This is a genomic window from Streptomyces sp. NPDC102278 (assembly GCF_044766345.1).
GTDB lineage: Bacteria > Actinomycetota > Actinomycetes > Streptomycetales > Streptomycetaceae > Streptomyces.
The window spans coordinates 40,965-54,492 of the sequence record NZ_JBIWLV010000007.1 but is presented as its reverse complement, the minus strand read 5'-3'; the positions used below and the strand labels follow the sequence as shown (position 1 = coordinate 54,492).

General features: G+C 75.7%; 2 protein-coding genes. Both read left to right on the top strand.

Annotated elements, in window-relative coordinates:
- Positions 1-74 precede the first annotated feature (74 nt).
- Positions 75-4,670, top strand: a complete 4,596-nt coding sequence (locus ACIRO3_RS18815; RefSeq protein ID WP_404137900.1) for an SDR family NAD(P)-dependent oxidoreductase — start codon at positions 75-77, stop codon at positions 4,668-4,670.
- Entirely contained in the window at positions 4,667-13,489 is an 8,823-nt protein-coding gene (locus ACIRO3_RS18810) for an amino acid adenylation domain-containing protein (RefSeq protein ID WP_404137898.1), read from the top strand. Before ACIRO3_RS18815 ends, ACIRO3_RS18810 begins: the two co-directional genes overlap by 4 nt.
- The last annotated feature ends 39 nt before the right edge of the window (positions 13,490-13,528 follow it).

Sequence of the window (13,528 nt, the reverse complement as noted above, 5' to 3'; positions counted from 1 at the left end):
CCGGCCGATCCCGACCGTCCCACCGAAGTCACGCACCGGCGCGGCGCCGCACCCACCCCCTGACGGAGAACACCTTGAACGCACAGCAGCTTCTGCCGGAACCCGATGACCGGGCCGACGTGGAAGGCCGGATCGCCGTCGTCGGCATGGCGGGCCGGTTCCCGAGAGCCGATTCCGTCGACGCGCTCTGGGAGCTGCTCGCGGCGGGTACCGAGGCGGTCAGTCGCTTCTCCCCCGAGGAACTGCGCGCCGGCGGCGTGGCCGAGTCCGAGTACGCCCACCCCCGGTACGTGCCGGCGAAGGGGGTCCTCGACGACGTCGCCGGCTTCGACTCCGCGCTGTTCGGCTACGGCGCCCTGGAGGCCTCGGTCATCGACCCCCAGCAGCGGATCTTCCTGGAGACCGCCTGTGCCGCGCTGGAGGACGCCGGGTGCGACCCCGACCGGGCCGCCGGGCCGATCGGGGTGTACGCCGGTTCGCTGCTGAGCACCTACCTGATCCACAACCTGCTGCCCCGCACCGATCTGCGGGAGAAGCTGGGCGTGCCGTTGCTGTTCCAGGGCAACCAGCCCGACCAGTTGGCCGCCAGGGCCGCGTACAAGCTCAATCTGCGCGGCCCGGCCGTCAGCGTGCAGAGCGCGTGCTCCACCTCACTGGTCGCGGTGCACCTCGCCGTGCAGAGCCTGCTCTCCCAGGAGTGCGACATGGCGCTCGCGGGCGGCGTGACGGTCACGGTGCCGCACCGCTCCGGCTACCTGCCGGTGGAGGGCGGCATCGAGTCGGCCGACGGCCACTGCAAGCCGTACGGCGCGAACGCGGCCGGCACGGTCTTCGGCAACGGCGCGGGCGTCGTCGTGCTCAAGCGGCTGGCCGACGCGCTGGCGGACGGGGACCGCGTGCACGCGGTGATCCTCGGTTCGGCCGTCAACAACGACGGCGCCGACAAGGCCGGTTACACGGCGCCGAGCGTGAGCGGCCAGAGCGCCGTGATCCGCGAGGCGCTGTCCGTGGCGGACGTGGCCCCGCGCAGCATCGGGTACGTCGAGGGCCACGGCACGGCCACGCCCATCGGGGACCCCATCGAGGTCGAGGCGCTCACCGCCGCCTACCGGGCGGCCGACACCCGGCCGGACGCCGCGCCCGGGGCCTGGTGCGGACTCGGCTCGGTGAAGTCGAACCTGGGCCACCTGGACACCGCGGCCGGGATCACCGGCTTCATCAAGGCCGTACAGGCGCTGCGCCACGGCCGGATCCCGGCGAGCCTGCACGTCGATGCCGCGGAGCCCGGGGCCGGGCTGTCCGGCAGTCCGTTCTTCGTGCCCACCGCGCTCACCGACTGGCCGGTCACCGACGGTCCGCGGCGGGCCGCCGTCAGCGCCTTCGGCATCGGCGGCACCAACGCCCACGTCATCCTGGAGCAGGCGCCCGCGGCGCCCGTGAGCGAGGCCGCCCCGACGGGTGGCGCCCCGGCCGGGGCGCGGGCCGAGGTGCCGGTCGCGCTGCCGCTGTCGGCACGCACTTCCACCGCGCTCGACAGCGTCGCCGCCCGGCTCGCCGACCACCTCGCCGCCCACCCCGAACTCGCCCTCGCCGACGTCGCGCGCACCCTGCGCGGCGGCCGGCGGCGGCTCGCCCACCGCCGGGTCGTGCTCGCCCGCGACACCGCCGGGGCCGTCGCGGCCCTGCGCGGCGGTGACCGCCGCGAGGGCGTGGGCGCCCGCACCGAGCGCGGCGACGCACCCGTGGCCTTCCTGCTGCCGGGACAGGCCGCCCTGGTACCGGGCACCGCCGCAGGCCTGCACCGCGCGCACCCGGTGTTCCGCGAGGCGCTCGACGAGTGCGCCCGGATCCTGCGCCCGCACCTCGGATCGGACCTGACGGAGCTGCTGCGCGACGGTGACCCGGAGCAGCTGCGCCGCACCGCCGTCGTGCAGCCCGCCGTGGTCGCCCTCGGGTACGCCCTGTCCCGGCTGTGGGCGCACTGGGGCATCCGCCCGACCGCGCTGCTCGGCCACAGCCTCGGCGAGTTCACCGCCGCGCTGCTCTCGGGGGTCGTCGAACTGCCGGACGCGCTGGCGCTGGCCGCGACCCGGGGCCGGTTGATGGAGGAGATGCCGCCGGGCGCCATGCTCGCGGTGCCCTTGGGCGAGGCGGACGCGGCGGAGATCGCCGCCGCGCACGGCCTGGACCTCGCCGCCGTCAACGGCCCGGCCGCCACCGTCCTGTCCGGGGAGCGGGACGCGGTCGAGCGGGCCGCCGCCGCGCTCGCCGAGCGGGATGTCCGCGCGCTGCGGCTGCCCGTCGACCGGGCGTTCCACGGCGCCCCGTGCGGGCCGGCCGCCGCCCGGTTCGCCGAGGAGCTGGCCGCCGTACCGTTGCACGCCCCCGGCATCCCCTTCCTCTCCGGGGTCACCGGCGACTGGATCACCGCGGAGCAGGCCTGCGACCCGGCCTACTGGGCCCGGCAGATGCTCTCCCCCGTGCGCTTCCACGACGGCCTCGGCCGGCTCCTCGCCCTGGACGAGGACCTGGTGCTGGTGGAGAACGGCCCCGGCGGCGTGCTCACCGACCTGGTCCGTTCCGCGGGCGCGGACACCGCCGAGGACGGTGCCATGGCGGGCCGGACCCGTACCCCCCGTCTCGCGCCGGCGCCGCTGCCCTCGCGCGGTCGCCGCTCGGCCGACGACGAGCCGGCGAGCGCGGTCCTGTCCCTCGGCGGACTGTGGGCCCACGGCGCCCCCGTCGTGTGGGAGCCCGCCGGCGCCGACGCGAGGCTCGTGGGCCTGCCCGGTTACCCCTTCGAGCGGTTGCCGCACTGGATCGAGCCCGGCCCGACCGCTGCGGCGGCGGACACCCCGGCCCCTACCCCGGCTTCGGCCTCGGCTCCGTCGGAGTCGTCGGAGGCCGACGCGGTCCACGCCCGCGTCGTCTGGCGACCGCTCGGTCCCGGGGTCGAGGTACCGGCCGACCCGTTCGCGCGCCGCCAGACCTGGCTGGTCCTGTCCGACGCGGAGGGCGCCACACAGCCGTTGATCGACCTGATCACGGCGCGGGGGCAGATCGTCACCGTCGTGCGGCCCGGCCCCGAGTACCGTCGGGTGCGCCGCGGCGTGTACGAGATCGACCCCGGCGACCCGAGCCAGTACGCGAAGCTGCTGGCCGACCTGCGCGGGCTGGTCCGCACCCCCACCGCGATCGTCCACGGCTGGGGCCTGGCGCCCGCCGCCGACGACGGGACGCAGGGGTACTTCGGCCTCGTCCGGCTGGCCCGCGCCATGACCGAGGCGAGCGTCGTCAACGACGTGCGCCTCGGGGTGCTCACGGCCGGCGCGTTCCGCGTCCTCGACGGCGAACGCCCCGACCCCGCGGCGGCCCTGCTCAGCGGTCCGGTGCAGGTCCTGCCCGAGGAGTACGCCAACCTCCGGTGCGCCCAGGTCGACCTCGCCCCGGGCGCCCGGCTCGACCCCGAGTCCGCCCTCGACGTGCTCCGTGCCGTCGTCGCCGCCCCGGCCCGCCTGCTCGCCCTGCGCGGCACCGACCTGTTCACCCGTGCCGTCGAGACGACACGGCCCGCCGTCCCGACGCCGTCCGCCGGGACCGCGCCCGGCGCGGTCTGGGTCGTCACCGGCGGTTTCGGGGGCATCGGTCGCACGCTGGCCGGCCATCTGGCCCGTACCGCCGGGGCGCGGATCGCCCTGCTGGGTCGTCACCCGGTCGCCGGCGACGACGAGGGGCCGGCCGCCGAGTTCGTCAGGGACCTGCGGGCGGGGGGCACCGAGGTGCTCTGTCTGCGGGCGGACGTCGCCGACGCGCGCTCCCTCGCCGAGGCCCTGGACCGCGTACGCGAGACCTTCGGCGGCATCGACGGCGTCCTGCACGCGGCCGGCGTTCCCGGCGGCGGTTCCGTCGAACTGCGCGACGACGACGAGGTCCGCGCGGTGTTCGCCGCGAAGACCACGGGCGTCCGCAACCTGCTCGCCGCCCTGCGGCCCGGCGAGGCGGACACGCTGCTGCTCTGCTCCTCGCTGGCCACCCTCGTCCCCACCTACGGGCAGGCCGACTACGCGGCGGCCAACGCCTACCTCGCGGCGGCCGGCGAAGCCGAGGAAGCGCGCGGCGAACGGCGCGTCATCACGGTGAACTGGGACATGTGGGCCTCGGTCGGCATGGCGAGCGACGCCGAGGTCCCGGCCGACCTGCGCGCCCTTCAGGAGCGCATGCTCGCCGGAGCCCTCACCCCCGCACAGGGGGCACGGGCGTTCGCCGCGCTGCTCGAAGGCCCCGGTGGCCAGGGCGTCGTGGCCCGCGCGGGCGCGGAGGTCACGGCCGACGGGACGCTGCGGCTGACCGCCGAGCCCGCCGGCGTCCGCCCCTCGACCACCCTGCTGCCGCGCCCGGAGCTGGCCACCGCCTACACCGCGCCGGGCACGCCGACCGAGGAACGCCTCGCCGAGATCTACGGCGAGATGCTGGGCATCGACCGGGTCGGCATCCACGACGACTTCCTGGACCTCGGCGGTCATTCGCTGCTCGCCGCGCAGGTCGTGGCCCGGCTGCGCGCCGAGTTCGGGGTGGACGTTCCCGCCCGGGCGTTCTTCGAGGGCGGCCGTGTGGCCGATCTCGCCGTGGACATCGAAGACCGTATTCTCGCCGACCTGGAGAACCAGTGACCGACTCAGCAGGCCGCCCCCCGGTAGACGCCGGACGCGCGGAGCGCCTGGCCCGGCTCACTCCGGAACAGCGCGCCAGGTTCGAGGCACGTACCCGCGGGAACACCGCCGCGCAGAGCGCGCCGGTCGCCGCCCCGCAGACGCCGCGGCGGGCCGCGGACGTTCCCGCGCCGCTCTCCCTCGGCCAGGAACGACTGTGGTTCCTGGATCAACTCACCCCGGGGCTCGGGGTGTTCAACGAGTACGTGGCCCTGCGGCTGACGGGTCCGCTGGATCTGGAGGCGCTGGACGCGGCCCTGAACGGCCTGGTGGGCCGCCACGAGGCGCTGCGTACCGTCGTCGACACCTCGGGCGACCGGCCGCTGCAGCGCGTCCTGGACCCGGCGCCGGACTCGGGGCCGGGGTCGGAACCGGTGCTCACGGTGGTGGAGATCGACCCCGACGCGGCCGGCGGAACGGACGCCGCCGAGCGGGAGGCGGCCGAGCGGGAGGCCCGCCGGCCCTTCGACCTGGAGGGCGAGCGGCTCTTCCGGGCCCTGCTGATCCGCTCCGCCCCCGACCGCGCCCTGCTGGTCGTGGTCAACCACCACATGGTGGGGGACGCCTGGTCGCGCGCCGTCCTGGTGGAGGAGCTGTGCGCGGGCTACCGGGCGTTCCGCGACGCCCGGTCCGGCGGCGCCGGCGGCCCGGGGGGCGGCCCCGAACCGCTGCCCGTCCAGTACGGCGACTGGGCCGCGCGCCAGCGCGCCGAGCTCACCGACGAGGCGCTGGCGCGATCGCTCGGGTACTGGCGCGAGCGGCTCGCCGACGCTCCGCCGCTGCTCGCCCTGGCCGCCGACCGGCCCCGGCCGGCCACGCCGACGCACCGCGGCGGTCGGGTGCACCTCACCTTGGACCGCGAGCTGTCCGAGGGCATCGAGGAGGCCGCCCGACAGGCTCGGGCCACTCCCTTCATGGTGACGCTCGCCGCCTGGCAGGCGGTGCTGATGCGCCACTCCGGGCAGCACGACGTGGTCGTCGGCGTGCCGACGGCCGGTCGTGACCGTCCGGAACTGGGCGCCATGGTGGGCATGTTCATCAACACGCTGGTGATGCGCACCGACCTGTCCGGCGACCCCACGTTCGGTGAGCTGGTCGGCCGGGCGCGGGAGACGGCGCTGGGCGCCCTCGCCCATGCCGAGGTGCCCTTCGAGCGTCTGGTCCGCGATCTCAGCCCGGACCGCGATCTCAGTCACGCGCCGCTCTACCAGGTGCAGTTCGGCTACCGGAACGTGCCCGCACCCGCGATCTCGCTGCCCGGGATCGACGTCGAACTCTTCGACCTGGACAACGGACTGTGCCGCACCGACCTCAGTCTCGAACTCGCCCGCACGGGTGACGTCACCTCCGGTGTCTGCGAGTTCAGCGCGGACCTGTTCGACGCGGACACGGTGCGGTCCTACACCGACGCCCTGGAACGCGTCCTGCGGCGCGGGACGGCCGATCCCTCGCTGCGGCTGTCCGAGCTGCTGGCGCTCACTCCCGCCGAGGAGGCGCTGTCCGCGCTCGCCGGCGACGGCGGACCGCTGCCCGCCGACGCCGAGGACGTGCTCGTGTCCTTCGCGCGCGCCGTACGCGAGCGCCCGGACGCGCCGGCGCTGCTGTCGGGGGCGGACCCCGACGGGCCGACGCTCACCTACGCGGCGCTCGACGCGCGCGTCGAGGAGATCCGGGCCGTGCTGTCGGCCGCGGGCGTCTGCCCCGGGGACCGGGTCGGGGTCTGTCTGCGGCGCGGCGCCGATCTCGTCGCCGCGCTGTTCGCCGTGCTGCGGGCGGGGGCCGCGTACCTGCCGCTCGACCCGGGCTATCCGGCGGAGCGGATCCGCTTCGTCCTGGACGACGCCTCCCCCTCGGCCGTGCTCGTGCACGCCGGGACCCGGGACGCCGTGCCGTCCGGGGCGCCGCTGCTCGACCTGGACGCGACCGACCCGGGGGCGGAGCCGTTCGCGCCCGTCGCCGGCGGGGCGCACGATCCCGAGGCTCCCGCGTACGTCATCCACACGTCGGGCTCCACCGGCAGGCCCAAGGGCGTGGTGGTGCTCCGGCGCAACCTCACGGCGTTCCTCGCGGCGATGGACCGGATCGTCACGGGCCGGGACGACGCGCGGGAAGCGGCCGGGGAGGACACGGAGCCGATCACCTGGCTCGCCGTCACCAGCGTCTCCTTCGACATCTCCGTGCTGGAACTGCTGTGGACGATCAGCCGCGGTCACCGGGTGGTCCTGAGCCCCGACGCGGGCGAGGCCGCGCCCGTCCCGCGTCGGACCACGGGGCCCGTGTCGACCACGGACGGGCCCGCACCCGCCGCGGTACCGGAGTTCAGCCTCTTCTACTTCTCCAGCGACTCCGAGGCGCACCCCCCGGGGCCGGCCCAGTACCGGCTCCTCATGGAGGGCGCCCGGTTCGCCGACACCCACGGTTTCAGCTCCGTGTGGCTGCCCGAACGGCATTTCCACGCGTTCGGCGGGTCCTATCCGGCGCCGTCCGTGCTGGCCGCCGCCGTGGCGCAGAGCACCGAGCGGATCGGGATCCGGGCCGGCAGCGTGGTGCTGCCGCTGCACCATCCCGTCCGGGTCGCCGAGGAGTGGTCGGTCGTCGACAACCTCTCCGCCGGCCGGGTCGGGCTGTCCTTCGCCTCCGGCTGGCACGTGGACGACTTCGTCCTCGCCAAGGACGCGTACGACGACCGGCAGCAGCTCATGGTCGAGGGCATCGACGAGGTGCGGCGGCTGTGGCGCGGCGACCGGGTCGCCTTCGAGGGACCCTCGGGCCGCAGCGTGGACGTGGCGGTCATGCCGCGGCCGGTCCAGCCCGAGCTGCCCTTCTGGCTCACCTCGTCCGGCAACCCCGAGACCTGCCGCAAGGCCGGGGAGATCGGCGCGCGGCTGCTCACGCACCTTCTGGGCCAGAGCGTCGAGGAGCTGACCGAGCGGATCGCGATCTACCGCGAGGCGTGGCGGAGCGCCGGTCACGCGGGTGAGCCGCACGTCACGCTGATGCTGCACACGTTCATCGGCGACGACGCCGAGGACGTCAGGGCCCATGCCCGGCAGCCCTTCCGCGACTACCTGCGGTCCTCGGTCGGACTGATCGAGAAGATGGCGGCCACGCTCGGCGTCGACGTCCGCGCCGACGACTTCAGCGCCGACGACCAGGAGGCGCTGCTCGACCACGCGGCGGCCCGCTACCTCACGGACGGCTCCTTCATCGGAACCGTCGAGGACCGGTTGCCCCTCCTGGGGCGGCTCGCGGGCGCGGGCGTCGACGAGGTCGCCTGCCTCGTCGACTTCGGTGTCGACCCCGACGCGGCGCTGCGCGCCCTGACCGGTCTCGCCGCGCTGCGCGAGGCGGCGCCCGACCGGTCCGACGCGCCGGCCCCCACGACGCTCTCCGGGGGCCCGGGCGTCGAGGAGGTCCCGCTCACCGCGCTGATCCGCGCCCACGGAGTGACCCACCTCCAGTGCACCCCGTCGCTGGCGCGCGTCCTGCTGGACGAGCCGGACGCCGGGGCGCTCGGCGGGCTGCGCCGGCTCCTCCTCGGCGGGGAGCCCCTGGACGCGGACCTCGCGCGCCGGCTGCACGAGCACCTCACCGGCACGTTGCTGAACATGTACGGGCCGACCGAGACCACCGTGTGGTCCACGAGCGACACCGTCGACCCGGCGCGGGGCGCCGTCACCATCGGCCGTCCCGTCGCCGGGACGACCGTACGGGTCCTGGACGAACACGGCCGCCGTACGCCCGTCGGCGTCCCCGGGGAGCTGTACATCGGCGGCGCGGGCGTGACGGCGGGCTACCTCGGGCGTCCGGAACTCACGGCCGAGCGCTTCGTGCCGGACCCGGCCGGGGCGTCCCGGACCGATGGCACGGGGGCGGACGCCGCCCGCATGTACCGCACGGGCGACATCGTCCGGGTGCGGCCCGACGGCCGGTTGGAGTACCTGGCCCGCAACGACGACCAGCTCAAGATCCGCGGTTTCCGGATCGAGGCCGGGGAGGTCGAGGCGGCGCTGGGCGCCGTGCCCGGCGTCCGCCAGAGCGTGGTGACCGCGTACGGCCTCGGCACCGCCCGCGCGTCCCTCGTCGGGTACGTGGTGCCCGACGCCCCGGACTCGCCTCCGGCGGCCGCCGACATGCGTGCGGCGCTGGCCGCCCGGCTGCCCGGCTTCCTCGTGCCCTCGCGGTTCGTCGTGCTGGACGCGCTGCCGTTGACGAGCAACGGCAAGGTGGACCGGGGCGCGCTGCCCGCGCCGGACACGGACCGCGCCCTCGGCGGCGCGTACGTCGCGCCCTCCACTCCCACCGAGGAGCGGATCGCGGCCATCTGGCAGGAGGCCCTCGGGATCGAACGGGTCGGCGTCCACGACGACTTCTTCGAGCTGGGCGGGCACTCGTTGCTCGCCACCCAGGTCGTCGCGGGCATCAGGCGCGCGTTCTCGACCCGGCTCGCGCTGCGCGCCCTCTTCGAGGCGCCGACCGTCGCGGCGCTGGCCCGCGGCGTGGACGCGCCGGCCGACGGGGCGACCGGCCCCGCCGACGACGCGGAGCGGGCGCAGCTGCCCGCGGCGCTGCTGCCCGACCCGGCGACCCGCCACGAACCGTTCCCCCTCACCGAGGTGCAGCGCGCCTATTGGATCGGCCGCAGCGGCGCCGTCGGCGGGGACGTGTCCTGCCACCTGTTCGTCGAACTCGACGTCGACGACGTGGACCTGGACCGTCTCGAGGGCGCCTGGCGGTCCCTGGTCCGGCGCCACGACGCCCTGCGTCTGGTCGTCGACGCGGACGGCACCCAGCGGATCCTTCCCGAGGTGCCCGACTACCGCATCGAGCGCGCCGACCTGCGTGCGCTGCCGGTCGCCGAGCGCGAGGCACGGTTGGAGGCGATCCGCGACACGATGTCCCACCAGGTGCTGCCCGCCGAGACCTGGCCGCTGTTCCAGATCCGGGCGAGCCACACCGACGGGGGCGCGGCCCGACTGCACTTCAGCATCGACACGCTCATCGCGGACGGCGGGAGCGTACAGATCCTGCTGCGTGAGCTGCTCGCCGTCTATCGGGGCGAACTCGAACCGCGGGCCATGGAGTTGTCCTTCCGCGACTACGTCATGGCAGAACAGGCCCGGCGTTCGGGGCCCGGCCACGAGCGAGACCTCGCCTACTGGCGCGAGCGGCTGGACACCCTGCCGCCGGCGCCGCCGCTGCCGCTCGTCCGCCAGCTCGGGGAGCTGGCCGAGACCCGTTTCCGGCGGCGCGAGGCGCACCTCCCGGCGGACCTGTGGTCGCGGCTGAAGGCGCGCGCCGCCGCGGCCCGGATCACCCCGTCGGCGCTGGCCCTGGCCGCATACGCCACCGTGCTCGGCACCTGGTCGTCCAGCGACCGTTTCACCCTCAACCTGACCCTCTTCAACCGGGTCGGCGACCATCCCGAACTGGGCTCGCTGGTCGGTGACTTCACCGCGCTGAGCCTGCTGGAGGTGGACCGCGCGACCAGCGGCCCCTTCGAGGAGCGGGCCCGCGCCCTCCAGGAGCGGCTCTGGGAGGACCTGGACCACCAGCTCGTCAGCGGCGTGCGCGTGGCCGGCGAACTGGCCCGTCGGCGCGGGGTGGCCGCCGCGGCCATGCCCGTCGTGTTCACCAGCGAACTCGGCGCGGCCGACGCCGGCGGTACCCCGCCGGCGGGACTCGGCGCCCGGGTCGCGCACACCATCACCCAGACCCCGCAGGTCTGGCTCGACCACCAGATCAGCGAGGACGAGGGCAGGCTGCGGCTCACCTGGGACGCCGTGGAGGCGCTGTTCGCGCCGGGCACGCTGGACGACATGTTCGGCGCGTACACGGGGCTGCTGACCGCCCTCGCGACCGACGCCGACGCCTGGGGCGACCCGCACCGCGAGGTGCTCCCCGACGAGCAGGCCGCCCGGTACCGGCAGCTCAACGCCACCGAGGGGCCGCTCCCGGACGGCCTGCTGCACGAGCCGTTCCTCGACCGGGCCCGCCGCTCGCCCGGTCGTACCGCCGTGATCGCCGCGAACGGCACCCTGAGCTACGGCGAGTTGGAGGAGGCCTCCCGGGCCGTCGCCCACGCCCTTCGGAAGGCGGGGGTCCTCCCCGGCGACCTGGTCGGCGTCATCGCGGACCGGGGTTGGGAGCAGGTCGCCTCGGCGATCGGCGTGCTCCGGGTCGGCGCCGCCTACCTCCCGCTGGACGACGCTCTGCCGGCGGCCCGTATAGCCGGTTCGCTGCGGCACGCGGGGGCCGCGGCCCTGCTCGTGCCCCCGGCCGCGTCCGTCCACGAGCGCGTCCCGGACGGCGTCGCCGTCGTCCGCTTCGAGGAGGCCCTCGCCCGCGCGGGCTCCGACGCGGCGTTCGAACCGGTGGCGACGGATCCCGGCGACCTCGCGTACGTGATCTACACCTCCGGTTCGACGGGGGACCCCAAGGGTGTGATGACCGATCATCGGGGCGCCCTGAACACCGTCGTCGACATCAACGAGCGCTTCGGGGTGACCTCCGAGGACCGGGTGTTCGGGCTGTCCTCGCTCGGCTTCGACCTGTCCGTGTACGACCTCTTCGGCACGTTCGCCGCCGGCGCCGCCCTGGTGCTGGCGGGACCCGGCGAGGAACGCGACCCGGTGCGCTGGAACCGGCTCGTCGGCGAACACGGCGTCACCGTCTGGAACTCGGTGCCCGCGCTGATGGAGATGCTGCTCGCCCACACCGCGGGCAACGACGCGGCCACCGCGGAGAGCCTGCGCCTGGTCATGCTCAGCGGGGACTGGATCCCCGTGGGCATGCCCGACCAGGTCCGGGAGGTCGCGCCGAAGGCGCGGGTCGTCAGCCTGGGCGGCGCCACCGAGGCGTCGATCTGGTCGGTGCTGCACCCGATCGGCGCCGTCGACCCGGATCGGTCGAGCATCCCGTACGGCCGGCCGATGCTCAACCAGTCGATGTACGTCCTGGACGACGCGTTCCGGCTGCGTCCCACCGGCCTGCCCGGCGCCCTGTACATCGGCGGCGTCGGCCTGGCCGTGGGGTACCGCAACGCGCCGGAGCTGACCGCGCGGGCGTTCCCCACGCACCCCGCGACCGGCGAGCGGCTCTACCGGACCGGCGACCTGGCCCGCCTGCTGCCCGACGGGGAGCTGGAGTTCCTCGGACGGGAGGACTCGCAGGTGAAGGTGCGCGGCATGCGCATCGAACTGGGCGAGATCGAGGCCGCCCTGGTGCGCACCGACGGGGTGCGCGAGGCCGCGGCGCTGGTCGAGGGCGAGGGCACGGCCGCCCGCCTCACGGCCTACGTGGTCCGCGAGGCGGCGCGCACGGTGGCCGAGCCGGCGCCGCGTCCGTCGGACGCGGCGGCGGTGGCCGGTGCGCAGTCGGGCTCCCCGGCGGTCTTCGGCGCCGAGCAGGCCCGCCTGCTGGAACGGCGGTTGAGCCAGCCGGGCCGTCGCGCCGACCTCGCGGGCCGCGAGATCCTCCCGTTCGTCCTGCCCGCCGACACCCTCGCCCTTCGGGCGTCGGCAGCCGGCCGGGGCGCGGCCACGTCCTTCGGCGCCGGCCCCGTGCCCGCCGCCGACGTGTACGCGCTGTTGACGGCGCTCGCCCGGCAGGACGACGACGGTGTGCCCCGGTACGCCTTCGGCTCGGCGGGCGGGCTGTATCCCGTACAGACCTACCTCGCGGTGGCGCCGGGCGGCGTCGCCGGGATCCCGGCGGGCGTCTACTACCTCGACCCCGCGGGCCCGGCCCTGGTCTCGCTGGAGACCGGTCCGGACGCCGGTCGGGCGCTGGACCCGGCGTTGTTCTCCGAGGCCAACCGGGCGCTCGTGGCGGGCGCCGGGTTCGGGATCTTCCTCGTCGCCCGCGACCGCGCGGTGACGCCCGTGTACGGCGGGCTGTCCGACAGGTTCTGCCTGTTGGAGGCCGGCGCGATGGCGCAACTGCTGCGCCAGCGGGCCGCCGACTGCCGGATCGGGCTCTGTCCGATCGGTGACGTGCACGCGGAGCCGCTGCGCGCGCCGTTGCGGTTGGAGGAGGACCAGAGCGTGCTGCACACCCTGGTCGGCGGCCTGCCCTCGGGCGTCCCGGCCTCCGCGCCGGCGGACGACTCGCACGACTGGGCGGCGGCGGTGCGCGCCGAACTGGCCGCGCGGCTGCCGGAGTACATGGTGCCTCGACATGTCCGGGTGATCGACGCGCTGCCGCTGTCGGCGAACGGGAAGGTGGACCGCAAGGCGCTGGCCGCGCGGGCCGCCGCGCCCGTGGCGGCACCGCCGGAAGCGACCGCGCCGGCCACGCCGGCCACGGCCGCCGTGGTCACGGCCGCGGCGGCCCCGGCCCCCGTGGAGCCGGCCGTGCTGGTGGCGCGTCCCACGGGCAGCACCGTCGACCGGCTCGTCGCCCTGTGGCAGGAGGTCCTGGAGGGGCAGGAGTTGGGCATCGACACGAACTTCTTCGAGTCGGGAGCCACGTCCATCCACCTGGTCCGCGTCCAGCGCCGGGTCACCGAGGAGTTCGGCCGGGAGGTGTCGGTGGTCGAGATGTTCGACCGGCCGACGATCCGCCACCTGGCCGACCTGCTCGACCGGCCGGAGGCCGACCCGGCGCCGGTGCGTCCGGGGACGCCCCCGACCGACCGGGAGGACGCCCCCGCCGCCGAACCGCCCACCATCGCCCCCGGCACCCCCGCCGACGAGTCGGTCACCGACCGCAGGCAGCACCACGAGAGGCGCCGCGCCGCCCGCCGGCGAGGCGGCCCCGGCACCTCGCCGGCCAACTGAGACCGACCGGCACCTCGCCGGTCGGTCCGATCCGCGGCC